The 26,697-nt window shown below is 52.7% G+C and carries 27 protein-coding genes and 2 riboswitches; of the genes, 6 read left to right on the top strand and 21 right to left on the bottom strand.

The genetic code is table 11. The annotated features are described in order from the left end of the window. Positions 1 to 9: 9 nt before the first annotated feature. The 4 genes from EDM60_RS13475 to EDM60_RS13460 form a co-directional block, all read right to left on the bottom strand. Positions 10 to 1,170, bottom strand: coding sequence for a M20 peptidase aminoacylase family protein (locus tag EDM60_RS13475; RefSeq protein WP_122964441.1), 1,161 nt, complete (start codon positions 1,168 to 1,170; stop codon positions 10 to 12). Between the two features lie 89 nt (positions 1,171 to 1,259). Then, a complete protein-coding gene (locus EDM60_RS13470) occupies positions 1,260 to 1,739 on the bottom strand; it encodes an SCP-2 sterol transfer family protein (protein ID WP_233454092.1) in 480 nt (159 codons plus the stop codon). 47 nt (positions 1,740 to 1,786) lie between these two features. Next, positions 1,787 to 2,179: a VOC family protein gene (locus EDM60_RS13465; RefSeq protein WP_063227324.1), complete on the bottom strand. Its 393-nt coding sequence runs from the start codon at positions 2,177 to 2,179 to the stop codon at positions 1,787 to 1,789. 28 nt (positions 2,180 to 2,207) lie between these two features. Continuing rightward, positions 2,208 to 2,642: a hypothetical protein gene (locus EDM60_RS13460; RefSeq protein ID WP_063227323.1), complete on the bottom strand. Its 435-nt coding sequence runs from the start codon at positions 2,640 to 2,642 to the stop codon at positions 2,208 to 2,210. 311 nt (positions 2,643 to 2,953) lie between these two features. On the opposite strand from EDM60_RS13460, the gene EDM60_RS13455 reads away from it, so the two are divergent. After that, complete coding sequence (locus EDM60_RS13455; protein WP_122964440.1) at positions 2,954 to 5,008, top strand: methyl-accepting chemotaxis protein; 2,055 nt, start codon at positions 2,954 to 2,956, stop codon at positions 5,006 to 5,008. Positions 5,009 to 5,447: 439 nt separating this feature from the next. On the opposite strand, the gene gcvH is transcribed toward EDM60_RS13455, so the two are convergent. The 5 genes from gcvH to EDM60_RS13430 all read right to left on the bottom strand — a co-directional run bounded on the left by gcvH (position 5,448) and on the right by EDM60_RS13430 (position 8,726). Then, positions 5,448 to 5,828, bottom strand: a complete 381-nt coding sequence (gene gcvH, locus EDM60_RS13450; RefSeq protein ID WP_122964439.1) for a glycine cleavage system protein GcvH — start codon at positions 5,826 to 5,828, stop codon at positions 5,448 to 5,450. 59 nt (positions 5,829 to 5,887) lie between these two features. Next, positions 5,888 to 6,340 (bottom strand): redoxin domain-containing protein, encoded by a 453-nt coding sequence (locus EDM60_RS13445; protein ID WP_063227320.1) that lies wholly within the window; start codon positions 6,338 to 6,340, stop codon positions 5,888 to 5,890. A 115-nt stretch (positions 6,341 to 6,455) separates the two neighbouring features. Continuing rightward, on the bottom strand, positions 6,456 to 7,004 hold the full coding sequence (locus EDM60_RS13440) for a peroxiredoxin (protein WP_063227319.1): 549 nt from the start codon (positions 7,002 to 7,004) through the stop codon (positions 6,456 to 6,458). Positions 7,005 to 7,172: 168 nt separating this feature from the next. Next, complete coding sequence (locus tag EDM60_RS13435; protein ID WP_122964438.1) at positions 7,173 to 8,360, bottom strand: aminotransferase class I/II-fold pyridoxal phosphate-dependent enzyme; 1,188 nt, start codon at positions 8,358 to 8,360, stop codon at positions 7,173 to 7,175. Positions 8,361 to 8,363: 3 nt separating this feature from the next. After that, on the bottom strand, positions 8,364 to 8,726 hold the full coding sequence (locus EDM60_RS13430) for an arsenate reductase family protein (protein ID WP_122964437.1): 363 nt from the start codon (positions 8,724 to 8,726) through the stop codon (positions 8,364 to 8,366). Positions 8,727 to 9,251: 525 nt separating this feature from the next. Between EDM60_RS13430 and EDM60_RS13425 the strand changes: the two genes are divergently transcribed. Beyond that, a complete protein-coding gene (locus EDM60_RS13425; RefSeq protein WP_122964436.1) occupies positions 9,252 to 10,142 on the top strand; it encodes a GNAT family N-acetyltransferase in 891 nt (296 codons plus the stop codon). Positions 10,143 to 10,217: 75 nt separating this feature from the next. Here EDM60_RS13425 and EDM60_RS28610 read toward each other — a convergent pair whose 3' ends face one another. Further along, entirely contained in the window at positions 10,218 to 10,391 is a 174-nt protein-coding gene (locus tag EDM60_RS28610; protein ID WP_167470295.1) for a hypothetical protein, read from the bottom strand. Between the two features lie 57 nt (positions 10,392 to 10,448). Further along, the gene (locus tag EDM60_RS13420; RefSeq protein WP_122964435.1) at positions 10,449 to 11,261 is read right to left on the bottom strand and encodes a DUF2797 domain-containing protein; all 813 of its coding nucleotides are present in this window, start codon (positions 11,259 to 11,261) and stop codon (positions 10,449 to 10,451) included. A gap of 141 nt (positions 11,262 to 11,402) precedes the next feature. On the opposite strand from EDM60_RS13420, the gene EDM60_RS13415 reads away from it, so the two are divergent. Then, positions 11,403 to 12,104: a polysaccharide deacetylase family protein gene (locus tag EDM60_RS13415; protein WP_122964434.1), complete on the top strand. Its 702-nt coding sequence runs from the start codon at positions 11,403 to 11,405 to the stop codon at positions 12,102 to 12,104. Positions 12,105 to 12,152: 48 nt separating this feature from the next. Here the strand turns inward: EDM60_RS13415 and EDM60_RS13410 are convergent, their stop codons facing one another. Then, a complete protein-coding gene (locus EDM60_RS13410; protein WP_083955624.1) occupies positions 12,153 to 12,881 on the bottom strand; it encodes an amino acid ABC transporter ATP-binding protein in 729 nt (242 codons plus the stop codon). 184 nt (positions 12,882 to 13,065) lie between these two features. On the opposite strand from EDM60_RS13410, the gene sppA reads away from it, so the two are divergent. The 3 genes from sppA to EDM60_RS13395 all read left to right on the top strand — a co-directional run bounded on the left by sppA (position 13,066) and on the right by EDM60_RS13395 (position 15,666). Beyond that, positions 13,066 to 14,037, top strand: coding sequence for a signal peptide peptidase SppA (gene sppA, locus EDM60_RS13405; protein ID WP_122964433.1), 972 nt, complete (start codon positions 13,066 to 13,068; stop codon positions 14,035 to 14,037). Between the two features lie 16 nt (positions 14,038 to 14,053). Beyond that, a complete protein-coding gene (locus EDM60_RS13400; RefSeq protein WP_122964432.1) occupies positions 14,054 to 14,524 on the top strand; it encodes an RDD family protein in 471 nt (156 codons plus the stop codon). A gap of 131 nt (positions 14,525 to 14,655) precedes the next feature. Next, a complete protein-coding gene (locus EDM60_RS13395) occupies positions 14,656 to 15,666 on the top strand; it encodes a CAP domain-containing protein (RefSeq protein ID WP_122964431.1) in 1,011 nt (336 codons plus the stop codon). Positions 15,667 to 15,798: 132 nt separating this feature from the next. On the opposite strand, the gene EDM60_RS13390 is transcribed toward EDM60_RS13395, so the two are convergent. From EDM60_RS13390 to EDM60_RS13350, 9 genes are all read right to left on the bottom strand, one after another. After that, positions 15,799 to 15,981: a hypothetical protein gene (locus tag EDM60_RS13390; protein ID WP_122964430.1), complete on the bottom strand. Its 183-nt coding sequence runs from the start codon at positions 15,979 to 15,981 to the stop codon at positions 15,799 to 15,801. Between the two features lie 96 nt (positions 15,982 to 16,077). Then, positions 16,078 to 17,298 carry an MFS transporter gene (locus EDM60_RS13385; protein ID WP_255679265.1) on the bottom strand — a complete coding sequence of 407 codons (1,221 nt, stop codon included), beginning with the start codon at positions 17,296 to 17,298 and terminating at the stop codon, positions 16,078 to 16,080. Further along, entirely contained in the window at positions 17,295 to 19,391 is a 2,097-nt protein-coding gene (locus tag EDM60_RS13380; protein WP_122964428.1) for an ABC transporter ATP-binding protein, read from the bottom strand. Before EDM60_RS13380 ends, EDM60_RS13385 begins: the two co-directional genes overlap by 4 nt. Positions 19,392 to 19,419: 28 nt before the next feature. Beyond that, a complete protein-coding gene (locus tag EDM60_RS13375) occupies positions 19,420 to 21,162 on the bottom strand; it encodes an ABC transporter ATP-binding protein (RefSeq protein ID WP_122964427.1) in 1,743 nt (580 codons plus the stop codon). Positions 21,163 to 21,259: 97 nt separating this feature from the next. After that, entirely contained in the window at positions 21,260 to 21,823 is a 564-nt protein-coding gene (locus tag EDM60_RS13370; protein ID WP_122964426.1) for a GNAT family N-acetyltransferase, read from the bottom strand. Between the two features lie 153 nt (positions 21,824 to 21,976). Continuing rightward, entirely contained in the window at positions 21,977 to 23,017 is a 1,041-nt protein-coding gene (gene mtnA, locus EDM60_RS13365) for an S-methyl-5-thioribose-1-phosphate isomerase (protein ID WP_122964425.1), read from the bottom strand. Next, positions 23,014 to 24,243: an S-methyl-5-thioribose kinase gene (gene mtnK / locus EDM60_RS13360; protein ID WP_122964424.1), complete on the bottom strand. Its 1,230-nt coding sequence runs from the start codon at positions 24,241 to 24,243 to the stop codon at positions 23,014 to 23,016. The genes mtnA and mtnK overlap by 4 nt, the downstream gene beginning before the upstream one ends. 149 nt (positions 24,244 to 24,392) lie before the next feature. After that, a riboswitch (SAM riboswitch) is annotated at positions 24,393 to 24,538 on the bottom strand. Positions 24,539 to 24,630: 92 nt separating this feature from the next. Then, positions 24,631 to 25,848 (bottom strand): anti-sigma factor, encoded by a 1,218-nt coding sequence (locus EDM60_RS13355; RefSeq protein WP_122964423.1) that lies wholly within the window; start codon positions 25,846 to 25,848, stop codon positions 24,631 to 24,633. After that, positions 25,845 to 26,321 carry a sigma-70 family RNA polymerase sigma factor gene (locus EDM60_RS13350; RefSeq protein ID WP_122964735.1) on the bottom strand — a complete coding sequence of 159 codons (477 nt, stop codon included), beginning with the start codon at positions 26,319 to 26,321 and terminating at the stop codon, positions 25,845 to 25,847. Before EDM60_RS13350 ends, EDM60_RS13355 begins: the two co-directional genes overlap by 4 nt. 200 nt (positions 26,322 to 26,521) lie before the next feature. Continuing rightward, positions 26,522 to 26,623, top strand: a riboswitch (SAM riboswitch). Positions 26,624 to 26,697: the final 74 nt, after the last annotated feature.

The following is a 26,697-nucleotide window of genomic DNA, read 5'->3' as shown; positions in this document are numbered from 1 at the left end:
GTGCATTTTTTAGCCCAAAGTCTTGGCAGCAGCATGCTCAAACGTGCGAACGATGACGCGGCTGAGGATTCCGACACCGTCTTTTAGAGCCGACTGCTCGAATTGCATGTGCGGGTGATGCAATCCAGGCTGCAAGTCGCAACCGAGAGCGAGCATGGTCGCTTTGATTCGCGGCCGCTCCACTGTGTAATAATGGAAGTCTTCCGCTCCCGGGCTGACTGGCGCAGGCTTCAGGTTGTCCGCTCCGAGCACGTCGACGATCGCCTGTTCCATCAATCCTTTCGCTTCCTCATCCACTTCCGCGGCAACCATTCGCGAACCTTCTTCCAGCTTGATTTGCGCTTGATAAGACGCAGCAATTCCTTCTATCATCTGGCGGACGCGGGCAATCAGCTCGTCCATCGCCTGATTCGTTTGCGCGCGCAAATCGAGGGCGAATCTCGCTTTGTCAGGAATGATGTTGTAGCTCTCTCCTCCCGCTTGCAGCATCGTCATTTTGACAGTGGCCGGAACCATCGGATTCAAATGGATTTGACCGATTCCCGAGATGATCGCTCCTGCCACTTCGATCGCATTCACCCCGAGGTGAGGTCTGGCTCCATGCGCTGACACTCCCGTGATCTCTCCGTACAAAAACATCGCCCCGCCGTTGTAAATGGCTGGCCCTGCTGTGCCATTCGCCATTTCCTGAATCGGACGGAGATGGACGCCGTACAAATAGTCGATGTCGTCCACGACACCTTTTTCCACCAGCTTCAAAGCGCCTGTGCCTTTTTCTTCTGCCGGCTGGAACAAGATTTTCAGCTTTCCGGGCGGCTGGTAGCCGGATGCAATCAATGCCTCCACGGTTTCGACAATCATGGTCATGTGCGCATCGTGCCCGCAGGAATGATTGGCGCGCCACTCCCCGTCCACTTCTTGCCACAGTGCATCAATATCGGTTCGAAGTCCTACGACAGGCTTGCCTTCTCCCCATTCGGCGACAAGTCCCGTACAATCGGCAAAAGTGGTTACCTTAAGCCCAAGCGCCTGCATCCTTTCGACCAGATAGCGTGTCGTCTCGACCTCTTGCCAGCTGATTTCCGGATTCGCATGCAAATAACTGAATGTTTCGTCAATCGTTTGCCCACGCGAAACAATCGTCTCTTTCAACGCCAAGCTATTAGACATGATTGCGCCTCCCCCAATCGTTTCTTCCTCATTATACCACATTTTCGCTATTTATTCGGAATCGTTCGAAAGTGGGGGCGGCTGGCCGGCTACTTGCACGTCAGCCGCAAAATCGCATCGAGCTTCAACTGATCGCGCAGCGTGCCTATTATTTTCACCTGCTGCTTGGCTAGTGCATATACAAGCTCATCCCCGCCAAACAGCATCTCCATCTGATGTTCGCCTCCCCTGACGATCAGGTCGGCAGATTGCTCCTCCTCCCAAACTCCTGCCGAAACACCGCCTTTTGATATCGTCAACTGCCAACGCGATGCCGTATCATCGATCACGATCCCGATCCGTTTTTCCCAGCCAGTTGTTACAAACCGCAGGTGCGTCTTCTTTTGCAGCCGTTCGCCAACCTCGTCAAGCAATTTGCCGATCCCGATCATAGGTACGCCCCCTCTCTTTTCCAATGGGTTCGTTTTTTGCTCCGTCGAATCCTTTGGCGAGGAATAAGAACCGTTGTCGGGTCTTGTCACGGCGGCTGCCTTTTTCTCGACACTGTTTTTTTCGCCTGTCGAAATCATAAAAAAAGCACCTGCGATTGCCGCAGATGCCTGTTTGCCTTTGCCTGTTATTCATCAAATTCGTCCTTGTCCAGTCGAACCTCCAGATGATGGCCATCTGGCGTCTCAAAGTACAAGTTAAAACTCGTAGGCTGCGTGATCGGACCTCGGTAGCAAATGTTTTCTGCTTCCAGCTTGTCGACCAGATAGTCCAGCTCAGCACGGCTCGTTACGGAAAAGGCGAGGTGATCTACCTGCCCTACGCCACCCTTGCCTTCCGCCCCGCCATGCGGATGGAGACCGATCCGTGTGTATGTGCCAATTTGAAAGTAGACAGGTGCTCCTTCCACCATATTCTCTTCCGGGATGGGGACTTCCAAAATGTCCTTAAAAAACCGAGCTACCTTCACGACATCGCTGCAATTCAACGCGATGTGGTGAACGCCTTTCAAATGAAACATTCACACTGCCTCCCACGTCAACTAAAGGTCATGCGCTTTTTTGCGACACTTGCTTGCGTTTATTGTACTGCTTCAGTCGTTCGCTTAACCGTTTCAAGCGATTCATAAGGGCTTCGCGCCACTCGTCATCCTGCAACTCCTTCGCGACTCCGAGCAAATCCAAGGAAATATCGATCTGCTGCTTCAAAACTTCTGCGAAGCTTGCAGCTTCATCCGTCATGGTACAATTCTCAAACAACTCGGATGTATTGTCAACATTGACAAAATCAGCGAAATCGACTTCCGGCGCCTGATCTCCCTGAGCATATTCTACTAAAATTTCGTACTCTCCCTCAATAGCGGGATGAACCTCAATTCTGTCACATACAGGACAAAACATGATGGGGACATTGTGTACAAGCGTTTTATAATGACGGACTGAGCCTACGGAACCTACCATTCCAGCACCACAACAAAAACTCATAAATAGTCTCCCTCCTTGTTCTCCAGACTTCAGAACAACTGCGTCTGGCCGAAACTATCTGTCTGTATCCGCATTGTAACCCGTAATCCCATGAATGCTCTACCCGCAAAAAGATACCAATCGGTTTATGGTAAAACAATTAGTTATCCCATTGTACTCGATTTGCCACTGTTTGAACACCGTTTTCTGATTAGTTTGAAACTTTTCCCGCATTCACCTAAATTTCATACAGATTTCATACAGAGAAGTTTGAATCAAACCGATATAGGGAATAGTTATTCAGCTAGTAAACGAAAAAGGAGAGCGGATGTATGTTTCGTTTTAAAAGCCTACGAGCCAGGACTCTTACCATTACCCTTCCTGTCATTGTCATTACCTTGGCACTTCTCATGGGCATGGCCTTTATGTTCTCCTACACGCTGTTGAACAAGGAACTGACGGACAAAATGAACTATCAGTTGGACGTGCTTAGCGGCAAAGTGGAGAAAGAACTGGAGACACACAGCAAAGTCACAGAGCACATGGCACGGACAATTGAAATGACTCCTCTTACGTATTCGCTGGAGCAACTAGATTCCCTGCTGAACAAAACAGTTCCCGTGAACCAGACCTCGGTCGGGATGGGAATTTTCATGGAGCCGTATGCCTTCGATCCGAGCAAACAGTTCGTTTCGACTTATGGCGCAAAAAAAGACGGCAAGGTGGACATTACGTATGAATACAGTACACCCGCCTACAACTACCCTAGTCAAGAATGGTACAAAATCGGAAAAGCAACATCAAAGGTGACCGATTACACGCCGCCTTACTATGATGAGGTTTCCAAAATTTCCATGATGACTGTGGTGGCTCCGTTTTACTCCCCCGACAAAAAGCTTTTGGGTGTAGCCACAGACGACATTACGCTCACAGACATTCAAACGATGGTTTCCGGCACGCAAGTAGGCAAGACTGGCTGGGCTTTCATGCTTGATCAGGACGGCAAATTCCTGTCTCATCCGCAAACGGACAAGCTGATGGTGCAATCCGTGCAAAGCGACAGCAACACGTCGCTTGCCGAAATTGGTCCGGCCATGCTTTCAGAAAAGGAAGGCGCGAAAACTTTTACCGATGAGAACGGGATCAATCGCTTGTACTTCCAAAAAATCGCTGGCACAAACTGGACAATTGCTCTCGTCATGCCGGAAAATGAATTTTTCGAGCCTTTGAGCATGCTGTTTTATCAGCTTTTGGCAGTCAGCCTGTTTGGGCTTTTGATTCTCATCGCCGTCATTTATTTCTTCAGCAAGTATTTGACCGGACAAATCAACAAGGCAAACCAGCTCTCGCAAGCATTGTCCGCTGGCGATTTCACCGCTTCGATGGATGTGAAAACGGCCGATGAGATGGGCGTCATGGCCAGCCGCTTCAATACGATGACCGCCAATCTGCGCGACACGCTTGGGCAGGTCAGCTATAACGCACAGCAGGTCGCCGCTACTTCCGAACAACTGATGGCTAGCGCCGAGCAGACGAGCAAAGCGACAGAGCAGATCGCCCAGTCTGTCCAGGAAATCGCCTACGGGACAGAACTGCAAGTGGACGCGACCAATCAGGGCAGCGATGTGATCAACGAAATTGCCCAACATATTTCTTTGATGGAAAAAGGAATCGAAGAAGTCAGCTCCTCCACTCGCGATGCAAACCGTCAGGCGACAGAAGGCAACCAGATGGCCGCCAAAACGGTAGAGCACATGACCGTGATTCACGACCAAATGAAGCAAACGGCAACGACTGTCAACGCACTGGGTCAACGCTCTCAGGAAATTGGACAGATGATCTCGCTCATCACTTCGATTGCCAACCAGACCAACCTGCTTGCCCTGAACGCCGCCATCGAAGCTGCCAGAGCAGGCGAACAAGGTCGCGGCTTCGCCGTAGTAGCCGACGAGGTGCGCAAACTGGCTGAACAGTCCAGCTCGGCGGCTGAACAAGTAAGCAACATCGTCGCCGACATTCAGCGCGATACGGAATCCGCCATCGCTGCCATGAGTCACGGCTCCGTCATCCTCGGAGAAGGCATGTCTTTGGTGAACTCGACGGGAACGGCATTCGAGCAAATTACTGACTCCACCTCGCTCCTGCTTACCCGCACAGACGAGGTATCGGCTGAAATGAGAAAAATCAGCCAGGAAATGCAAGCGATCGTCTCAGCCATCGACCACATTTCGCAAATCGCGATGCAATCCGCGGGCAATTCCCAAACCGTCGCAGCCGCAGCGGAAGAACAAAACGCTTCCATGGAAGAAATCTCGGCAGCAGCGACCATGCTGGCCAAAATGGCCGAAGAGTTGAACGACAACGTTCGTTCGTTCAAGCTCAGTTAGTTGGTTTACGGCTTCCGTTTTCGCAATAAAAGGCTTCGCCACGTTTTTGTGGGCGGGGTCTTTTTGTTTTTGTGGGGAATGTATTTGGGGTGACGCTTTGTAGATTACGTCATCGGCGCTTCAGGCGTGGCGAGGAAAGAGACGAATCGTTGGCCGAGGAAACAGGAGAAACAAGCGGCAGGGCTTTCGGACTCCTACCAAGCCGGAGGCGAAAAAGGAAAACGGCTTTTAAGCGGCAACGTGAACACGCTTCTTCGAGCACGCTACTTTTGCCGCGGTTTTCCTTTTTCACCGCAGGCGGCCAGTCTCCGCTTCCCCGCAAGTGGCAAGGTGCCCTGCAGCGGTTTCTCCTGTTTCCTCCCTCCACCGAAGCCCCGAGCAGCAGCCATTTTCAAATGAAAAAAGCCAGAGCATGCGCCCCGGCTTTTTGTGTTTGCGACTATTCTTTTACCATTGCCTCGTATTTGTCGGCATCCATCAGCTTGTCAAGCTCAGCTTCGTCGGACAGCTCGACAGCGATCATCCAGGCTTGCTCGTATGGCGAGGAGTTAACCAGTTCAGGAGCATCTTCCAATTCGCCGTTTACTTCTACTACTTTTCCGGTTACAGGAGCGTACAGCTCGGAAACGGTTTTTACGGACTCAACGCTGCCAAATGGCTCATCTTGCTGGATTGTCGCGCCTACTTCTGGCAGCTCGACAAACACGATGTCACCCAGCTCTGATTGAGCAAAAGCGGTGATTCCGATGTACGCTTTGTTACCTTCTACTCGCACCCACTCATGCTCTTCACTGTAACGTAGATTTTTCGGGAATTCCATCGTTTACATATCCTCCTATCAGGTACAATCCATTACACATACATAATTAGACGAACATTCTAGGATTCCTCTTCGATCCCCAAAATTCTGAACAGACGTTTTTTTACCAGGTTGAGACCCTTCTCGCCAGCCTGGAAGTGACGCAGCTGGAGGTTCTCGTCAAACAGGTAAAAAGCAGGAACGTACTCGTTCTGGAAAGCATCAACCGTCTTCATGTCGTTGTCGATCGCAATCGGATGCGTCAGGTTGTGCTCGGCAATCGTCTGTTTGATCACTTCAATATCTGTATCTTTTTCCGAACGCGGCATATGAATACCTATGACTTTCAGGCCATTGGCAGCGTACTTGTCGCGCCATTCGTTAATGTTCGGCATTGACTCTTTACACATGTAGCAACTAACCGACCAAAAATGCACCAAAACAGGGCTGCCTGCCAGATCCGCTTTGCTTACTTGTCCGTTCACCCATTCGGTAATTCCTGGGAAATCCGGCAATTCTTCGCGCAAACGCATGGAAACTCATCCCCTTTTTACTCAGCTTTGTCTATCTAAAGTGGATTATATGCTAAAAAAAGGGTCTAACAGCAAGAAGTTAGACCCTTTTACAGCCTGTTCGTCCAGGCAAAAATTATTTCGCAGACAGTTGAGCTTGACCTGGGCGCCAGTTAGCTGGGCACAGACCGCCAGATTGCAGTGCTTGCAGCACGCGCAGTGTTTCGTCAACGGAACGACCTACGTTCAGGTCAGTTACTACTTGATATTTCAGGATGCCTTCTGGATCGATGATGAACAGGCCGCGGTGAGCTTGGCCGCCTTCTTCATCCAGTACGCCGTAGTCACGAGCTGTTGTTTTCAGGAAGTCAGCAGCCAGCGGGTAGTTCAAGCCACCCAGACCGTTTTGGTCGCGAGGAGTGTTGATCCAAGCGCGGTGGGAGTGAACGGAGTCTACGGATACACCGAGAATTTCTGCATCGAGGTCTTTGAAGTCTTCGATAGCATCGCTCATGGAGATGATTTCAGTTGGGCAAACGAATGTGAAATCGAGTGGATAGAAGAACAGTACCAGCCATTTTCCACGGTAGTCAGACAAGGAAACCTTGCCAAAATCTTTTCCGTTACCCAAAGCTGTTTCCAATGTAAAGTCAGGAGCCGGGAGTCCAATCAAACGTTGAGCCATTATGTAAAACCTCCTTAGGAATGTGTTCTTGCCTACCTATTTCATGATAACAAACGAGCCACTTTATAGTCAATACAATGTAGGAATGATTTCAACCTGTAATTGTTTTTCATTTATACCTGTGATCTTTTCATGCCCAAAAACTAGATTAACCGTTTGACCTGCCGCTTATTCGCCCGCTTTTCTGCTCAAAATGCCCGAGTCGGCCACAGAGCGCGCAGCTTGGCGCAAAATTTCCGGTTCTTGTACAAGCGCGATCCTGACGTAGCCCTCGCCTTCGTCGCCAAAAGCACTGCCCGGGATCACGACCACGCCTGCCTCCTCCAGCAAGGCAATCGCAAACTCGCGGGATGTCCAGCCTGCAGGGACAGGAGCCCAGACGAACATGGTCGCTTTCGGCGGAGTGATGTTCCAGCCCGCTTCTGCCAGGGCAGCCAGCAGGACATCGCGGCGTTCCTCGTAAATCGGTCCGACTTGATTGGCGCCGCCTGACTCCCGATCCATCCGCAGCGCTTCCACCGCCATTTGCTGGACAGGCAAAAAGACGCCGTAGTCGACATTGGACTTGACGATCGCAAGCGGCTTGATGATCTCGCTGTTTCCGACTACATAAGCAACCCGGCAGCCTGCCATGTTGAAGCTTTTGGAAAACGAGTTGAACTCGATCCCGACCTCTTTGGCCCCCGCCGCCTGCAAAAAGCTCGGCGGCCGATAGCCGTCAAAAGCCATTTCCGAGTACGCCAAATCATGCACGACGATGATGTCGTGACGCTTCGCAAAAGCTACCACCTCTTCGAAAAAAGCGATCGTGGCGACAGCCGATACCGGATTGTTCGGATAGTTCAAAATCATGAACTTCGCCCGTGCCGCGATCTCCTCCGGGATATCGTCAAGCTTGGGCAAAAAGCCGTTTTCTGCGCGCAGCGGCATCCGGTACGGGATCGCCCCCGCCAAATGCACGCTTCCTTCGTAAATCGGATAGCCAGGGTCGGGCACGAGCACGATGTCGCCCGGATCGGTCCAGGCCAGAGCAAAGTGCGCCAGCCCATCCTGCGAGCCCATCAAGGAATGAATTTCTCCGTCCGGCGACAGCTCGACGCCGAAGCGGAATCGGTACCAGCGGGCCACCTCTTCGCGAAAAGCAGCTGTTCCTTCGCTCAAAGCGTAGCCAAACGCGCCCGGCTGCCGCGCAGCATCGAGAAGCGTATGCAGCAGCTGGTCCTCCGGCGCTTGGTCAGGACTGCCGATGCTCAAATCGTACACGGTCCGTTTTCGGGCAACTTCCTTTTTACGGGCAGCCATCTCCGAAAAAATAGCGGCAGACAACTTTTCCAGTCTCTTCGACGGTTGGCGCATTTCCTATTTGCCTCCCCAAGCCTTTTGCAACTCGTCTTCCTTGAAGCCCAATGTAACGGTGTTGTCGCTCGCGATCAGCGGGCGCTTGATCAGCTTGCCGTTTGAAGCCAGCAATTCAAGCATTTCCTCGTCCGTCATCGTCGGCAGCTTGTCCTTCAAGCCAAGCTCGCGGTATTGCACGCCGCTGACATTGAAAAACTTGCGCAGATCAAGGCCGCTCGTTTGCCAAATCTGGCGCAGCTCTTCTTTCGATGGCGGCGAGTCGACAATAGGCACTTCCTCGAAACTGACATTTTGCTCGGTGAGCCATTTTTTCGCTTTGCGGCATGTATCACATTTGCTGTACAAATAAGCTTTCGTCGTCATGGGCGTCTTCCTCGCTTTTCATTCATAATCGTCTTCCTATTTATTGTAAGAGAATACCAACAAAGAACACAACGTTTGCAAGCAACACCACCGATTAAATATGATTTTGCTATCAAATAAAATCAATGCTATAGTGAAAAGAAACTGTTAATTGTTAGGAAATGGGGTTTTGGCAGAATATGATGAAACTTATTAATCGCTAAATAAAATTCCAATGAATTTTATACGGAAAAAGGTCAAATGAAGGGCATGCCCTCCGTTTCTTTTGTATTCCCTTTTTCCAACAGCGATTAAGAAGACATCCAATCTGATCAAAACCAGATTCCAGCGTTGTTCATCCGCCCTATTGTTTACTTTAGAGCAGGCGTTTGAAGTATACCTATATCTGGAAACGGGGACCACGAGGAGATTTTTCTTCTTGTGGTCTTTTTTATGCAGAATTTGCTCTGGTGAAAGGAGGCGATGGCTACAAAACATTGCTGCTGCAACAATGACAGGGCTTGAGACAAAAAGGAGGACTGCAAAATGCGTGAGTATCAACTGATCAGTGACTACAAGCACAATCAAACCTATAAAGAAAGCTTTAACGAGCTGGCAAAGCAAGTATTCGAGCTTGATTTTCACGAATGGTACACGAGAGGCTGCTGGAATGACGATTACATCTGCTATTCCTACGTGGACGGAGAAAAAGTCATCGCGAATGTTTCCGTCAATAAAATGATCGTGACTTCCAACGGCAGAACTTATCAGGCACTACAACTAGGGACGGTGATGACGCATCCCGATTACCGTCAGCAAGGGCTGGCGGCAAAGCTGACGAACCACGTCATTACCAAGTACGAACAGGACTATGATTTTCTGTACTTGTTCGCCAATCCGTCCGTGCTCGACTTTTATCCCAAGTTCGGTTTTCAAAAGGTTCAGGAAAGCCGTTTCAGCTTGCCGGCATCCCGCGTAAAAGCGACTGTCCCTTCCAAATCCGCTCTGCGCAAGCTTGATGTCGACAGTGCAGATGATTTTGCCTTAATGAAGGAATTTGCGACCAGCCGCGTTCCGGTATCGACGCGCTGGGGTGTGCAAGCAAGCGAGCATTTGTCCCTGTTTTATTTTTTGCTCGTCTTTCCCGATTCGCTCTATTACATCGAGCAGGAAGACGTCATTGTCTTGTTCGAGCGCGAAGACGACCAGTTGCATGTCTTTGACATCGTAAGCAAAAGAGCAGTCGATCCAGAGCAGATCATCGGGCATTTGCTGACTAATGAAACGAACGTCATTCAGTTTCACTTCATGCCTGAGAGTGACAATGAACACATCCAGGCTGAGCTGATCACCGAGACGGATGACACCTTGTTCGTCCGACCATCGCTTCCAGAGCTACCGGAGCATTTCTTGTTCCCGCTGACATCGCATGCCTGAGCCTCCGTTTCGGGAGCAGATGCAAACAAACCTCCAACCCCACACGAGCTCGTGGGCTGGAGGCTTGTTTTTTGTTCATGAAGAAGCATCGTCGCCATCTTCATTTTCCACCGCTTCATTCCCGGGGTTTACCTGCCACATGTTGGCAAGCGGCGAATAAGGAACCCCCAGCTGCTTTGCATTCTGCGTTTCCACCGCTTCAGCCAACGTTCCGGTCAGCGGCTGCGTATACTCGATTTTCTGTTCCATGCCCGCTTCCTCCTCGCTCATCGGCTTGCTTTTTCAGTGTGAGGAGTTTGCGCGAACTTATGCAGAATGAGCCGTTTTGATTTCCACCTGATAGCCGGCGTGCTTTCTCACCTGGAACACGCCGTTTTCGAAAATCAGGTACTGCGCTTTAACGCCAATCAGTCGTCCGCCGAGCTGTTCTTCTTTGTCCAACGTTTTCGAGTTGATTTTGTCCAGCGATTCCAAAATCGGGTATGTAATGTCCACCCATTCGTCTTCTCTATATTGGAAAGCTTTGAACGGTTCGGGAAAATGGCTGTACACTTCATCGCGCATCGCAATCAGGTCGATTTCCTTGACGTCGCCCTTGAGCATTTTTCGCCAGTTGGTCTTGTCCGGCAAAAATTGGCTCAGGTGATACTCCAGCTCGCCTGCCATCCGGCGTGTCGGCACTTCCGCAATCGGAATCGCCCGAATCGCTCCTTGGTCCACCCAACGCTTGAGCTGATTGTGCTTGCGCGTCAGCCCGACCTTGATGTCGCTGGAAACTGCCAGATAGACGTAGTGCGGGATCATGCAATACTGTTCGCCGAAGCTTTCATCCCGGCACGTTCCCTGGTCAAAATGACATTCGTGCGGCTTGACGATGCACAAGTCATTTTCCGGCAGTTTGGTAAAACAGGGGTAGCAGTACCCGCTGTTGAATGTTTTGTTCGTCTTCCGCCCACAGGCGATGCAATTTTTTTGCCCCAAAAAAGCAATGGACAGTTCACTGCCCAGCCATTCGTTCAAGGGCATGCGTTCTTCCCCGATGTTCAAATAATAGTCGACAGGCTTGTCTTTTCCATGATAGTCATGGGTCAGCCCATGCAGGATACCGCGGAGTTCCACTTCATTCTCTCCTCTCCCCATTACAGTTCTTTCATTTTACCATATTGTCTGTCCGCGCCGGGCGCTGTTTTCTTTTGGCAGCATGTTTTCTCCAGCATGGGTGAACCTAGAAGCATCTTCAGTAAAAAGGAGGCATCCGCCATGAGCCGCGGCTCGCTCGTTGCATTGCTGATCGTCTGCCTGCTCGGCTTCGGGAGCACTCCTGCTTTTGCGAAGGAACTGCTCCCTTCCTATGAGCCGATTCACCGCATCGACACGAACAAAAAGGTAGTCGCCCTGACCTTTGATGACGGCCCGGACGCTACCTATACTCCGAAAATTTTGGAAGTGCTCCACAAAAACGGGGTGCAAGCTACCTTTTTCGTCCTTGGCTCCCAGGTAGACAAGCATCCGAAAGTGCTCCAATGGATTTACAAAGCCGGACACGAAATCGGCAACCACGGCTATCATCATTTTGACCTGAATAAACTGACGGAGCACGAGGTGTACGAGGATCTCAAGCACGCTGAACGCTCCATCCTGAAAACTACGGGCATTCTCGCCCAATATTATCGTCCGGCTGGCGGCGTCATGACCCACGACGTCATGAACGCGGTTCAGGCAAGCGGCTACGACATCATCCACTGGTCTGTCGATCCCAGAGACTGGTCACTGGCGAGAACCGCCTCGGTCATTGCCAAAAGCGTGAAAAGCAACGTCTCGTCCGGCGACATTATTTTGTTTCACGATGGTGGCCTGAACCAAAAGCAGACGGTGGCTGCCCTGCAAGAATTGATCAGTGATCTGCGCGCGCAAGGCTATCGCTTTGTCACGGTCTCCCAACTGCTCGATGCGTCCAAGTAAAAGGCACCGTCGCGATCGCTTGCGGCGATGCAGCAGGTGCCGTTTCTTTTAAGCAAGCACTTTTCCCAGGAAAGAACGCAGGCGTTCATGGCTGGTGTTGTCAAAAAACTCTTTGGGACTTCCTTCAGCCATGATAATGCCCTGATCCATGAAAATGATGCGGTCGCCCACTTCTTTGGCAAATCCCATCTCATGCGTGACTACCACCATGGTCATTCCTTCCTTGGCCAAGCTTTTCATCACGGCCAGCACTTCTCCTACCAGCTCCGGGTCAAGCGCGGAAGTCGGCTCGTCAAACAGCATCACTTTTGGATTCATCGCAAGCGCTCTGGCGATGGCGACCCGCTGCATCTGCCCCCCGGACAGCCGCTCCGGATAAACGTCTGCCTTGTCCTGCAGCCCCACCTTTTCCAGCAATGCCAGTCCTTGCTTGCGAGCTTCCTCATGCGCGAGCTTTCTGACCTTGATCGGAGCGAGCATGACATTTTCCAAAACCGTTTTATGCGGAAACAGGTTAAAGCGCTGAAAAACCATGCCTACTTCTTCCCTGACTTTGTTGATGTCTGTCTTGGGGTCCGACAAGTCGTGACCGTTGATGACGACTCTTCCGCTGGTCAATGGCTCCAGCTGGTTCAGACAGCGCAAAAAGGTGCTTTTGCCCGACCCGGACGGCCCGATGATGCACACGACCTCCTTTTCCGCCACCTGTGTCGTAATTCCTTTCAAAACCTGAAGCTCTCCGTAGCTTTTGGTCAAATCAGTCACTTGTATGATCATTGTCATCCCCCTATTGCAGTTGCTGCGTTCGCTGTATTCCACAATCATATTGTACCGCAATATAGAAGCAATTGCATGAATACTCTTACTTCTTTTTGGTATTCCCGGCAATCCGCATTTTTCCAACGCCCGTCCCAGCGTAATGATTCCCTTCGCTGCTCATCCTAAAGGGGAGGTGGTTTTCATGCATCGTAAAAAATGGGTCGCCCTCCTGATCGTGCTGGTTGTCTTTTTCGCAGGCATTACCGTGGAAGGCTTGGCTGGAGGGTATGAAGAGCTGGCCGACAATCCCGGATTTGCCTGGGAAGAAAATATTGTGTACGGCTCAGGCAGCAGCAAGATCGTGCAGTTGTTCGTAAACGGCGTCATTTCCGGGGAGCCAAACGCAACCGGGATGCCCTCCATGGCGGAGCTGCTCGCCGAACAGTTGCGGAGAGTCGAGGAAGATGAGCTGGTCAAGGCGTTGGTGCTCAGGATCGACAGTCCCGGCGGCGAGGTTGTCGCTACCGATGAGCTGCACACCCGTCTTTTGCGGCTCAAACAGCTCCGCGATATTCCGATTGTCGTCAGCATGGGCTCCACGGCCGCGTCAGGCGGGTATTATTTGGCGACGGCTGGAGATTCGATTTTCGCCAATCCGAATACATTGACCGGAAGTCTAGGCGTCATCTTCTCGCTGGTGAACTACAGCGAAGCGGCTGCCAAGCTGGGAGTCAAGCAGTTTGCGATCAAAAGCGGGCGGTACAAGGATATCGGCAGTCCGGCGCGTCCTTTGACCGAGCCTGAGCGGCAAATTTTTCAGTCGCTGGTGAATGAAAGCTACGGCAAGTTCGTCGACGTGATTGCAAAAGGCCGCAATCTCTCGCGCCAGCGCGTGCTGGAAATTGCCGATGGACGGGTGTATTCCGGCGAGCAAGCCAAAAAGCTCGGGCTGATCGATGAGTTCGGCGATTTGGAAGAAGCGACCCGGCACGCTCTCTCCCTCTCCGGGGAACAAGACGCCATGGTCGTGCGCTACAGTGACCAGCTCTCCATCAGCAAGCTGCTGTTCAGCTTGAAGCAGCATTGGTCCAATCCGGACCCGCTTGGAATCGGTAACATTTTGCAGCGCCAAAGCTCTCCCCGACTGTTGTACCAATTTATCCCTTCGTTTTGATAAAGGAGTGAAACGAATGAGCGATCCAGATGCCATTCAAGCTTTGGAAAACAGTCAGGAGCCGCCGCGCGAGCATCAGTTTGCAGGCTTTTGGATTCGGGTAGCTGCTACTCTCTTGGACTCGCTGTTTTTGGTTGGCGTGAGCATGCTGGTTTTCAATCCGCTTCGCCGCAATCTCGGCGTATCCGGCGACTTTCTTTCGCTGATCGATCTGTTGGAAGCGCTGTTCGGTCTGCTTTATTTAGTTCTTTTGACATGGTGGACAGGTCAGACGCTGGGCAAGCAAATTATCGGCATCCGCGTCATCAGCGCCAGGCACGCTCGCGGCAGGCTGACTGGCGGACAAGTCATTTTGCGCGAGGTGCTTGGCAAGCTGCTTTCCTCGCTCGTCTTTTGCATCGGCTACATGTGGGTGGGCTGGAATCCGCAAAAGCAGGGCTGGCACGACTTGCTCGCCAAAACGTACGTCATATGGGATCGCAAATGACAAGCCTCCACTCTTGCAGTGGGGCTTGTTCCTTTTTTCGACATAAATTGCATCCTTAGCCTCTGTTTTTCGCCTGTGCATACACCGATACTTGTATCAACCAAAGCTTTTCCATCCGAGGAGGTAGACAGATGAACAAGAAAAAAGTAGCCAGCATCCTCGCCTTTGGCCTTTCCCTGGCGCTGTTGGGTCAGCTGCAGCCCACTTTTGTGACAGCGGCTTCCCCTGTCTCCACCCAGCAAGCTGCCGTCAAATCCGTGTCGACCTACGGGATTGCGCTCGGAATGACTGCCGCGCAAGTCGAGCAAAAGCTGGGCAAGCCAGCACGCAAAGACCCGAGCCACACAGGAGTGGAATGGTGGATTTACAATCGGGACTTGAACCATTACATACAAGTAGGCATCCAGAACGGCAAAGCCGTCACGCTGTTTTCCAACGGAGCGAATGTAAACGTCGGGGGAGTGACCATCGGTTCGACCACGAAAGCTTTGCAAGATGCGTGGGGAGCGCCGAAAAGCACTTTGCCGATCACGTCTGGCTTGCGCATTCAGGAAAATACGCTTAGCCATCCGACCTATATGCAAAACAATCAGGTATTCACCTTTTCCATCGACCAATTGGGCGGAAACAAGGTCGCAGGTGTCCGCATCTCTACGCCCGAGCACTTTGCCACTATTGCCATGGGCTTGATGTATCCGATTGTGTACACGGAATTGCCCGCTGCACCCAAGCTGACGGATGCGCAAATCAAGCAAGTGGCGATCGCCTATGAGAAAGAAAATTTCGACTTGCTGAACGTAGCGCGGCAGCGTGCCAAGCTGCCTGTCCTGACGTGGGACGAGCAGGTAGCAGTCGTCGCCCGTGCGCACAGCAACGACATGGCGCAGCATAATTATTTCAGTCACAATTCGCCGACGACCGGAAGCCCGTTTGACCGCCTGAAAAAAGCGGGCATTCGCTACAGCTATGCGGGAGAGAATATCGCCTACGGCCAGTTGGACGGCATTGAAGTCCACATGGGCTGGATGAACTCCTCCGGGCATCGCCAAAATCTTTTGAATCAAAACTACAAGCAATTGGGCGTCGGTGTCGTGATCAAAGCCGGTCAGCCGTTCTACACGCAAAACTTCGTCACCAAATAAACGCTATAGCCAAGAAAAACACGCCAAGGACTGACCTGGCGTGTTTTTTGTGGGCAAAACGTCGCGACGTCCTGCCCCAAAGTTCATGTAACGGAGCGTGTCTACATCTGCAAAAATCGCTCGCCAAGCCAACTACGGCTGGGCAGCAGCGTTCGCAGCAGGAGGATTCGCGGGCGGTGTCTGGCCCTCGTCAGAAAAGAACGGGATAACGACCAGACTGAGAACGAAAAACAAAATCCAGACGAGTCCCCGCTTGAATATGCACGGAGTCAGCATCGGGTCAACCCCTTCCACAAGCATTTCTACTTTATTCATACGCTTCCCTCCCCTGCGCCCGTTTATGCTTTTTTCCCACAGAAAAAAACCATCCCTCGAACAAACACGAGAGATGGCGATCTGGCTTGCCCCCTGTCACCCTTGTTTTTGCAAAGGCAACGAGCATTGTGTATCTTGCGACTTGCTGTTTTTCGCAAACAGGCAGGCTGCGGCAAAAACAACCAGCAGCGCCCCCATTACCCAAAACATCGTCCACGGCTCCCACCACTCCATGAGCACGCCGTTGACATTCGGCGCGAGAATGCTCGCCACACCGAAATTGATTCCGGCAATGATGCCTGCGGTCGGCACCATCGCCGCAGGCAAAATATCGGCGGAATAGGCCAAACCGAGCGAATAAAATGAACCGACTGCTGCTCCGGCAATCGCCAGCAAAAGCATCATCAGCCAAACGTTTTCCCCGGCGAGCGGGAACAGGAAAAAAGCAACTCCGCCGACGATGGCGCAAGCGAGCATGACTTGCCTGCGGCCGATCCGATCGCTCAAAGTGCCAAGCGGCATTTGCAAAATGATGCTGCCTACCACAAACGCCGGGAGAATAAGCGATACCCATTCAATCGACAGCCCGGTGCGCAGCGCGTAGACCGGGAAGCTGCCGTTCAAAGAAGTCTCCATGAATCCGTACAAGAAAGACGGAATCAGGGACAGCCAACCGATGCGCAAAACCGTGGCGTACTTGTTCTGTTTCTTTTCCGCCTGCACAATCGCTTCGGGAAACTCGTTTTGAATCCGCAAGATGAGCAAAAAAGCGATGGCGTACAAAAACAGCAGCACGCCAAAAGGCACCCACAGTCCCAGCGGCAACAAATTCAAGCCCAGCGGCCCGATACTGAAGCCCACTCCGTACGCCAAACCGTACAGGGACAAGTCGCGCCCGCGCGTTTGCGGCGAGGCGATCTTCGTTACCCACATTTGACTCGAATAGTGCAAGCTGGTATCCCCGATCCCCATCAGCATCCTGAGCACGAACCACACGGCCAGATGGCTGAACAGCGGAATCAGCCCTGTCGCGACGGTAAGCAGCAGCATCCCCCACAAAATCGTGGATCGGTAACCAATCCGCCGGAGCGGAATTTCCAGCAAGGGCGAAACCAATACCATCCCGATGTACAGGGCGGCGGCGTTCAGTCCGTTCATGACAGATGACACGCCCTGCTTTTCCAACAGCACAGCCAACAACGGAATGCTCAACCCTTGGCTCAGTCCAGCTATGGCTACCACCAAAATCAACACCCAGAAGGTGTAGCGCGATGAAGACATGGTGTTGAAGCTCCTTTCTCTCCAAAAAACCTCTATCCACCCAGTTTAACAGAAACACTGCCCTGTTGAAGCTGGTACATTTTTTGATACAGTCCATCCTGCGCCATCAGTTCCTCGTGATTGCCCCGCTCCACAATTTCTCCCCGGGAGAGGACGAGAATCTGGTCGGCATGCTGAATCGTCGAAAGCCGATGGGCAATGATAAACGTCGTACGTCCACGCGACAGGACGTGCAAAGCTTCCTGGATCGCCAGCTCTGTTTCGCTGTCGATACTGGCGGTCGCCTCGTCGAGAATCAGAATGGCCGGATCGGCAGCCAGCGCGCGGGCAAAAGAGATGAGTTGCCGCTGACCAGCTGACAGCGTCATCCCGCGCTCCACGACTGGTTCCTCGTAGCCGTTCGGCAGGCGGGTAATAAATTCGTCAGCCCGCACCGCCTTGGCTGCCTGCACGACATCTTCATCCGAGATCGCGTCGTCGTACATGCGAATGTTGAAGCCGATCGTACCTGTAAACAAAAACGGATCTTGCAGCACAAGCCCTACATGGCTGCGCAACGAATGCGTATCGATCTTGCGCATGTTTTGCCCGTCAATCAAAATGCTTCCTTTTGTCACCGGATAAAAACCGAGCAGCAGGTTCATCAGCGAGCTTTTTCCCGATCCGGTATGACCGACTAGCGCAATCGTCTGACCAGGCTTTGCCGTGAACGAGACGTTTTTGAGCACGTAGTCATCCTCGTTGTAAGCGAATGATACTTGGTCGAAAACGACTTCCCCGCGCGGCCGCTCGATTTGCTTGCCGGCCTGCTCCGTTTCCGGCGCCGTATCCAAAATATCGAACACGCGAGCCGCGGCGATCGTTGCCTGCTGCATTTGCGACAGACGATTCATGATCATGTTGATCGGCTCGAAAAAACGTCCCATGTAATCGACAAAGGCAAACAGCGCCCCAAACGAGATGACACTGTGAAAAGACGCGGAACCGTAATACCAGATGATCACCGTCAGGGCGATTTTCCAGATCAAGTCGACAGCAGGCCGCAGCAAAAGAGATTCCAGGTTGATCTCCTTCATCCGCATCTTGAAGTAGCTCTCGTTCACCTGCGCGAACTCTTCCTGCACGCCTTTTTCGCGGCGAAACGCCTGGACAATCGTCATGTTTTGAATCATTTCATTAATAGTGGCATTCATGTCGCCCAGCTTCGCCCGAATCACCGCATAGTAGCGCGAGCTGTACTTTTGGTATACATAAATCAAAGCGACGAGCAGCGGAACCGTCAAACAGCAAAACAAAGCGAGCTGCGGCTGGAGCACGAACAGCGCGATCAAAATCCCGACCAAATAAATGCCGTTCTGGACAAAAGTAGCCAGCACACTCACGTAAAGCTCGCGGATCGCTTCGGTATCGTTGCTGACGCGGGAGACGAGCGAGCCGACAGGTGTCTTGTCAAAAAAGGACACCGGGAGCTTTTGCAAATGAACGAACAACTTCATCCGCATGCGCTGAATGATGCGCTGGGCGGTCGTCTGCAACCACAAAATCTGGATGTAGTTGAAGCACGCCGACAGCAAAATCAGCGCCCCGTACCCGACTGACAGCCAGATGATCGGCTGCACGTCGTTTTGATACAGCGCCAGCACTTCGTCGGCTGTCAGCTTGATGCCCGTCAACGTCGTTTCCGTTCCGTCAGCAGCTTCCGTCGTTACCGCGAAGCGCTCCCGGCCATTTTCCGGCTCGACTGGCGCAAACTTCTTTTCCGTATTTTGGGCATTCTCACTGAGCTTGCCCTCCATTAAATAGTACGTAGCTCCTTCGGAAAGCACGGTCATTTCTGCGCCTCGGACGCTTTCCCGAGTCAACCCCGCCTCCTGGAGCGCATCTTCGCGCATATAATACCGATCCTGGATGGCGACCGCTTTTTCGGCTGACGCTTGCGGCCGTTCTTCCAGCTGATACCACGGCTTCTGGATCGCCAAAATGTGATTGTCGATCATCACCTTGGCGAGAAAAGGGCCTGCCAGCTCCGCGCTGGTTCCAAGTAAAAGCAGGAACAGCGCTCCCCATATTTGTTTCTGAAACGGCCGGGCAAATTCAACCAGCCGCTTCCAGCTTTTTTCTTTACTCACGAAACGCTCTCCCTCCCACTATGCCGATTTATCCAGCAACGTCTTGCTCCATCTGCTGCCTGCGATACTGCTCGGCGTACCAGCCGTTTTGCTGCATCAGCTCGGCATGTGTTCCCCGCTCGACAATTCGCCCCTCATCGAGCACGAGGATCAGCTCGGCATGCTGGACGGCAGACAGGCGATGCGCCGTAATGATCGTCGTCTTGTTGGCACGCTCCTGGCGCAGATGGCGCAAAATCGCCTCCTCCGTGCGTGCGTCAACCGCCGACAAGGAATCGTCCAAGACGAGGATGCCCGCATCGAGCAGCAGGGCGCGGGCAATCGAGATTCGTTGCTTTTGTCCCCCGGAGAGCGTCACGCCTTTTTCTCCGACCATCGTTTTCAATCCTTCGCGGAATTGCATCAGGTCGCTCTCCATTTCCGCCAGCCGCATCGCGTGCAGCACTTCCGCCTCGCTCGCACCCGGCTTGCCGAACGAGACGTTTTCCGCAATCGTGCGGGAGAACAGCAAGTGCTCCTGGGGCACATACGCGATCTTTTGCCGCAGCGTATCAAAAGACAGCTCCTCAATCGGCACGCCTCCGACGAACAGCGTCTGACTTTTCATTTCATACTGGTGCAAAAGAGCGCGGCACAAGGTCGACTTCCCGCTCCCTGTCCGGCCGACAATGCCCAGCGTCTCCCCTTCGCGCAAAAAAAACGTAATGTCGGACAGCGCCAGCTTGTCACTGCCCGGGTAGGCGAACGAAAAGTGGCGAGCTTCTACTGTATGGGGTGTCTCTGCCGCAATCGGATGGTCAACCTCGTGCACATCGGGCTGCTCCACAAGCAGCTCGGACAGACGCTTGTGGGACGCGCCGCCACGCTGCAACACATTGACTAGCCAGCCAAAAGCGAACATCGGCCAGATCAACAGCCCGAGGTACAGGTTGAAGGCGACCAGTTCCCCCAAAGAAATCGCGCTCGTAAAGACAAGGTATGTTCCATAGCCAAGCCCGATCAAAAAGCTGAAACCTATAATGATGGCAATTGTCGGCTCGAACAGGGCGTCGATCCGCGACACGCTGACGTTTCGCTCCAGCGTTTTCTCGCTGACTCTTCTGTAGGCTTCAATATCTTCCTTTTCCTGCACAAACGCCCGCAGTACCCGCACGCCGGAAATCGACTGCTGGACGTGATCGTTCATCTCGCCGAACGCTTCCTGCGCCAAGTAAAAGCGCTCATGCAGCAAGCGGCCGTAATAGGCAGTCGACCAGGCCAAAAAAGGCATCGGAATCAAAGCGGCGAGCGTCAGCTTCCAGTCGATCGCGGTCACCATGACTCCGAGCGTCAAAAGCGTCATGAACAACGAATCGACCAGCGTGAGCACTCCGGTACTCGCCGTCTGCTCGATGGCGGGAATGTCGTTGGTTGCCACAGCCATCAAATCACCGCTACGCTTGCGATGGTAAAAAGACGGCGTCATCCGGGTCAAATGCCCGAAAAGCCGCTCTCGCAAAGTTCGCTCCAAAATCAACGCGCCGCCGTTCAGCAAATACCTCCAGGCAAAGCGCATCGCGTACAGCCCGACCCCAAGCGCGAGCAAAATCGTGACTGTCCGCGTCAAGTCTTGGGCAGTCAAAGAGCTGTTGCGCATCGCGTCGACAGTCTCGCCGATCAGCCGCGGCGGCCAGAGCATCAAAATGTCGATGAAAAACAAAAAGGCTATGCCGATCGTGTACCGCTTCCAGTGGGCACGAAAAAACCAGGATAGCTCCTTGAGTGTCTTCAAGCTAATCACCTCTTTTTATCGAGCAAAAAAGGGCGTGCGAATCGCGCAGCCCCTTTTTGCTTCCTTCATCGTAATTGACTGAATTTTCTTTGTCAATCTACCTTTTTTGTCTGGCTCTTTCCTGCCATTCTTCCTTCAACATGCTGTACACGGCATGGTCGACAAAATGGTCATACAAAAACTCATTGCGCCGCAGGATTCCCTCCAGTTGAAAGCCGAGTCTCTCGGGGATCGCTCTGCTTTTCGAATTGCCTGTCGCCGCCTGAATCGTGATTTTCTCCAAGTTCCATGAACCGAAAACAAGGTGATCCATATACGCCGCCACTGCTTTGGTCATCAGCCCCTTGCCCTGAAAGCCGGCGCCAAGCCAATAGCCCAGTGATGTCTTCTTGTTGATCCAGTCCAGATTGTGCACACCGAGAGTCCCGGCCATCCGTCCGTTATACCAGATTCCGTAGTGAATCCCTTGATTGTCGTCATACTGTTGAATCGTTCTTTGGATGAAATAGCTCGTGTCATCCTCGCACTTCGTGTAATTCAGCCAAGGCAGCCACTCTTTGAGGTAGGATCGGTTCGTATCGGTGAGCCAAAACATTTCGCTGGCATCCGACAACTCCAACTGTTTGAGAAATGCTTCTTCGGAAATCGGGATCGTTCTCATGATAACCGCTCCTCCTTCTCATTCGCTTTCAACGGGCAAGCAACTTCTTACGCTCGATTATGCGGCTGGTTCCATAATTTAGCAAGAATCAGACGATCTATTCCTGAAAAAAAGCGCCCGCCATAAAAAGGCAGACGCTCCTGATACGACGGACTATTGTTTGCTTTTCGCGATCTCTTCCGGCTTGAAAATGCCCGTCTCTGTCACAATCGCGGTAATGTACTGGGCAGGCGTCACGTCAAACGCCGGATTGTACACTTTAATATCATCCGGTGCTACCTGTTTGCCCAAGCCGTGTGTGATCTCTTCTGCCGGACGTTCCTCGATCGGAATTTCCGCACCTGTCGCCGTCGCCAGATCGACAGAGGACAGCGGCGCCGCTACATAGAAAGGAATGCCATGCGCTTTTGCCAAAACGGCTACTCCATACGTGCCGATTTTGTTGGCGACGTCGCCGTTGGCCGCTACACGGTCTGTTCCCACGACAACGGCCTGCACTTTGCCTTGCGACATGACCATAGCTGCCATGTTGTCGCAAATCAAGGTGACATCAATCCCAGCCTGCTGCAATTCATAGGCGGTCAGGCGAGCGCCTTGCAATACGGGGCGCGTCTCGTCGGCGTATACTTTCAAATCCCACCCGCGTTCTTTTGCCAAATAGAAAGGAGCGGTAGCCGTACCGTATGCAGCAGTAGCCAGCGCACCCGGATTACAGTGTGTAAGCACGCCCATGCCGTCTTGCAACAGCGTCAGCAAATGTTCGCCGATCGTGCGACATACTTCTGCGTCTTCTTTTTGAATCGCCAGTGCTTCGTCGAGCACAGCTTTTTTCAGCTCGTCAACGGGCAAGGCGGAGTTTTGTTGCACGCGTGCTTTGATCCGGTCAAGCGCCCAGAACAGATTCACAGCAGTTGGCCGGGACGTTCCCAAATAGTCTGCCTGGCTGTTCAGCTCTTGCCAAAACTGTTCATACGTTTGCACTTCGCTGCCGCGGATTCCCAAATACAGTCCGTAGGCGGCGGCCATGCCGATTGCCGGTGCTCCGCGCACTTCCAGGCGGCGAATCGAGCCCCATACTTGTTCGGCGGTCGTCAGCTGCAAATAAATCGTTTCTACTGGCAAACGCGTCTGATCAAGCAAGACGAGTACGTCGTCTTCCCACTTGACTGGCGTTGTTTGTGTACTGGTTGTCATACTGTCGTTGCCTCCTGATAGTAGCGTGCGGTTACGTTGCGGACGATGTCCGTGATGTCTGTCGATTCCTCAATGTCGTTGCGTCCGAGAATCAGCGCTTCCCCGATCGCCAGCGCTAGTCGTTCTGCTTCGGCGCGTTTTTCGGCGTCTGCGATGGCATTCAGATCAGCCACTCCTGCCAGGCCGATCACACGGCGCAAAATTTTGCATCCGGCATAGCCTGCCGTATCCTGAATCAGTCGTTTCACGTAGCTTTGCCACAAGCCCTCGACATGAGCGCTGCGTTCTTTAGCCTGCTTGTGCCAGAGCTGGACAAACTGGGAAACAAATTCGTTCCAGACATCTTCAACCGTTTCCAGTAAGTATTCGCGGTAGGAGTCGCGTTCTCCTTGGTCATTTTGCAAGCCGTGCTGACCAGCGTAGTTGAGCAGCAGATTGGCGATAACGGCACCGATGTCAAAACCGATCGGCCCGTAGTAGGCAAATTCGGGGTCGATCGCTTTCAGGCTGCTCTCGGTGATGAAGATGCTGCCTGTGTGCAAATCGCCGTGCAAAAGTGCTTCTGCGCGAGTCAGGAAATCGAATTTCAGCTTGGCGATTTCCAGCTTGAGCGGCTTGTTGTTCCAGATGGCCTCTACTTCTTTGCGGATCAGCGGGTTAAAGTCGTTGGTCGGCGCATTTTCATACGGGTCGGTAAAGACGAGATCTTCTGTGATTTTGCATAATTCCGGATTTATGAATGTTCCGACTAGCGCTTTTTTGTCGTACGGATGCGCCCCCAAATCGGATGTGTAGAACAAGGTTTGCGCGAGAAAACGTCCGATCTGCTTCGGAAAAAGCGGGTAGCGCTTGCCCTCAATCAAGCCTTTGCGCATGATGACGTGGTCGCCTACGTTCTCCATCACCGTCAGCGCCAGCTCCTGATCGAAGTGGTATACTTCCGGCACCAGGTCAGGCACGTATTTGTGCTGGATGCGGAGCGCTTCACTCTCGATGCGGGCACGGTCAATCGTCAGCGGCCATGATTCTCCCACGACTCTCGCAAACGGCAACGCTTGCTTCACGATGACTTTTTTTCCGGTAGCCGGCTCCTGGATATCGAACACGAGGTTCAGATTCCCGTCACCGATTTCGCGGCTGGTCAGCTCTGCTCCTTCTGTAAACAGACCCGGCAAGCCTTTTACGTACTCTACTGCTTCCTGCTCAGTCAATGCGCGGTATGCCATGATTGATTACTCCCCTCACAAATCGTTTTTTTCTCTATCTCGAACGGAATGACAAAATGGTCAGGAATCCGTGTCCAAACGCACAAAAAAGACCTCTTTCCCGAAGAAAAGAGGTCGCTGTCGCCACGTATAATAAACGTGTCATGTCCCCCTTATCTTCCAGACCACTTTTGTTTCTGCAGGAATTAGCACCGTGCACGTCGCTTTTTGTTTCAGCCGCTGCTCGCGTTGAAATAGCGTCGTGTCGGTTGCCGGGTATCATCGGGCCAGTCCCTCCACCTTCTCTGGATAAGGTATCCAAACGTATGCGGTTTTGATTTAGTTTGAATCATACAACCTGCCGTTCCACGATGTCAACACCCTTTTTTCGCAAACCGCGCTTCTCTCCTACCAGACGTGCTGAGTGCCGGAAGCAGCCGGGCGATCCCAGTTCCACCAGTCAATTTGGCCGACAAAGGCAGCGGTAATCGACTTCTCATCCTTGAGTTTGAGCAGTTCCTTCGTCGGTCCGGTCAGGACTGCTCCGTAGAGGCGAACGCCTTTTTCCTGCAAGTAGCGATAGCGCTCCTCGACTTGCGGATCGCTTCGCGAGACCAAATATTGTCCCATGTCGCGAGCAAGGCTTTTTTGCTCGACAAGGTAGGCCATTTCCCCCAAAAAGGCTGCCATCCGTCGGCTTCCTTCTCCGTTGACCTGAATCGGAGCCGCTCCGTAATTCAGCTCGTGCTCCGCAAATCCCCATGCTTCTCCCGGCCCCAAGAGCAGGTAGCCGTCTTTTTGGTCTTCGTGCCTGGCTTCCACTCCGGTGTCCACTGCCAACCAGACCGTATCCTGGTTGGCGGAGCTGATGTAGCGGGAGATTCGCTCATAATACTGCTCGTACGTCAAAAAATCAGCAAAAGAGACAGCCAACTGGGCAACGGTTCCTTCGGGGAGCTTCTCCAAAGTCGTCCAGGCTGGCGTGCGCCAATGCGCCAGTTCGTCTGCGTCCGGTTTTTGCCCGCTTTGAAGCGGATAGCGGAAAAACAGCTTTTGCTCCCTGACGCCGTTGGTCCATTGCGGCTTGGCGTTGACGTTCCACAACACGTTGGTGCTTTCAAAGCGGCCTGCGTTTTTGATGTCCGCCCCTACTCGCTCGCGAAGCTCCATCTGGATGCTGCCGTACAGCAGTCCCACCTGCGAGCCGCTGCTGCCCACGCTGACACCCGGCTGCGTAAAATTGACCATGTCCTTCGCTACCCGGTGCAGATCATCGTGCATCGACGACCCTACCCATCCGTTGACGCCCAGAAATACCACGCCAATTACAAACGGGATGGCAAAAGCGTACACGGAACTGAGCAAGCGATTTTTCCATTTTCCCCGCCGGACAATCGCCCTCTGCTTCGCTTCGGAAAGCTGGCTGTGCCCGCCCTCGTCCAGCGCGTCGAGTTCCCGTGGTTGCTGCTCTCCTTCTTCGCCCAGCAAAAGCCGCTCCAGCCGCTCTGCGCATGCCTCATCGGCTGCCAGCTCCTCGCCAAGCCGCTTTGCTTCTTCCCCTGTCAGTTCCCCTCTCAAATAAGCGAGCAGCTTTTGCTCGCGATCATGACCGTTTTGGTGCGTCATGGCCCTTCCTCCTTCCACAGCTTCCGCATCTTTTGCCGACCGCGAAACAGCGAGCGTTTGACGTCCGCCAGTTCGATCTCCAACACCTCTGCCATTTCCGCGTAGGAAAATTGCATGGCTGACAGCAAAATGACCTGTCGTTGCTTGGGCGGCAATTGCTCCAGATGCGCATATGCCTCTTTCCACAATTCCTGAGCGACCAACAGTTCCGCCGGGTCGCTCGCGGATGCGTCCGGTCGTTCCGGCATCTTTTCCATGTAGTCGACCGGGCACCGCTTTTGCTTGCGATGCCAATCGATAAAAGCGTGGTAAGCGACCTTGAACAGCCATGGCCTGACCTTTTCGCCGCGGTAGTCTTCCAGGGAGGCATACGCCCGGAAAAAAACCTCCTGCGTCAAGTCCTCCGCATGCCTGGTATCGCGTGTCAGCCGGAAAAGGTAGCGGTATATGTCGTTTACGTGCATCTGGTACACATACTCCAAGCCTACTTTCCCAATGCCTCCACATCCCTTCTTTACGTACCACGCCCTCTAGCGAAAAAAGTTTCACTTCCGGCCGCTTTTTCCCTCTCTGCAGAGAGCACATTCCGGCAAAAAACAAAGATTGACTACGGACAACAGAAGTCATATCATGGGTGTAGCACACACGGCTGACTGGCCTGTGAACCACATAACTCTTATCGCGAGCTGGCTGAGGGACTGGCCCTATGATGCCCGGCAACCGGCGCTATTTTTTTCTTGAATAGCGAAACGGTGCTAATTCCAACGGATAAGAGTCGGTACGAGAAGCGGCATTGCTGCGTCTTCTGTCCCGACTACTGACCCGAGAGATGAGAGGAGACGAGACGTT

It is taken from the genome of Brevibacillus parabrevis (genome assembly GCF_003710905.1).
In the GTDB taxonomy this organism is placed as follows: Bacteria; Bacillota; Bacilli; order Brevibacillales; family Brevibacillaceae; genus Brevibacillus; species Brevibacillus parabrevis.
The sequence above is the reverse complement of the archived record's forward strand: the minus strand, read 5'-3'. Positions and strand labels throughout refer to the sequence as shown.

Bases quoted from the DNA above. Each gene is read 5' to 3' on its own strand.
- EDM60_RS13390 (WP_122964430.1), bottom strand. From the start codon at position 15,981: ATGAATAAAGTAGAAATGCTTGTGGAAGGGGTTGACCCGATGCTGACT.
- EDM60_RS13440 (WP_063227319.1), bottom strand. From the start codon at position 7,004: ATGGCTCAACGTTTGATTGGACTCCCGGCTCCTGACTTTACATTGGAA.
- EDM60_RS13395 (WP_122964431.1), top strand. From the start codon at position 14,656: ATGAACAAGAAAAAAGTAGCCAGCATCCTCGCCTTTGGCCTTTCCCTG.
- EDM60_RS28610 (WP_167470295.1), bottom strand. From the start codon at position 10,391: ATGGAACAGAAAATCGAGTATACGCAGCCGCTGACCGGAACGTTGGCT.
- EDM60_RS13410 (WP_083955624.1), bottom strand. From the start codon at position 12,881: ATGATCATACAAGTGACTGATTTGACCAAAAGCTACGGAGAGCTTCAG.
- gcvH (WP_122964439.1), bottom strand. From the start codon at position 5,828: ATGGAATTCCCGAAAAATCTACGTTACAGTGAAGAGCATGAGTGGGTG.
- EDM60_RS13415 (WP_122964434.1), top strand. From the start codon at position 11,403: ATGAGCCGCGGCTCGCTCGTTGCATTGCTGATCGTCTGCCTGCTCGGC.
- EDM60_RS13435 (WP_122964438.1), bottom strand. From the start codon at position 8,360: ATGCGCCAACCGTCGAAGAGACTGGAAAAGTTGTCTGCCGCTATTTTT.
- EDM60_RS13455 (WP_122964440.1), top strand. From the start codon at position 2,954: ATGTTTCGTTTTAAAAGCCTACGAGCCAGGACTCTTACCATTACCCTT.
- mtnA (WP_122964425.1), bottom strand. From the start codon at position 23,017: ATGACAACCAGTACACAAACAACGCCAGTCAAGTGGGAAGACGACGTA.
- EDM60_RS13460 (WP_063227323.1), bottom strand. From the start codon at position 2,642: ATGAGTTTTTGTTGTGGTGCTGGAATGGTAGGTTCCGTAGGCTCAGTC.
- mtnK (WP_122964424.1), bottom strand. From the start codon at position 24,243: ATGGCATACCGCGCATTGACTGAGCAGGAAGCAGTAGAGTACGTAAAA.
- EDM60_RS13430 (WP_122964437.1), bottom strand. From the start codon at position 8,726: ATGACGACGAAAGCTTATTTGTACAGCAAATGTGATACATGCCGCAAA.
- sppA (WP_122964433.1), top strand. From the start codon at position 13,066: ATGCATCGTAAAAAATGGGTCGCCCTCCTGATCGTGCTGGTTGTCTTT.
- EDM60_RS13400 (WP_122964432.1), top strand. From the start codon at position 14,054: ATGAGCGATCCAGATGCCATTCAAGCTTTGGAAAACAGTCAGGAGCCG.
- EDM60_RS13355 (WP_122964423.1), bottom strand. From the start codon at position 25,848: ATGACGCACCAAAACGGTCATGATCGCGAGCAAAAGCTGCTCGCTTAT.
- EDM60_RS13475 (WP_122964441.1), bottom strand. From the start codon at position 1,170: ATGTCTAATAGCTTGGCGTTGAAAGAGACGATTGTTTCGCGTGGGCAA.
- EDM60_RS13470 (WP_233454092.1), bottom strand. From the start codon at position 1,739: ATGATTTCGACAGGCGAAAAAAACAGTGTCGAGAAAAAGGCAGCCGCC.
- EDM60_RS13370 (WP_122964426.1), bottom strand. From the start codon at position 21,823: ATGAGAACGATCCCGATTTCCGAAGAAGCATTTCTCAAACAGTTGGAG.
- EDM60_RS13445 (WP_063227320.1), bottom strand. From the start codon at position 6,340: ATGCGTTTGCGCGAAGAATTGCCGGATTTCCCAGGAATTACCGAATGG.
- EDM60_RS13465 (WP_063227324.1), bottom strand. From the start codon at position 2,179: ATGTTTCATTTGAAAGGCGTTCACCACATCGCGTTGAATTGCAGCGAT.
- EDM60_RS13425 (WP_122964436.1), top strand. From the start codon at position 9,252: ATGCGTGAGTATCAACTGATCAGTGACTACAAGCACAATCAAACCTAT.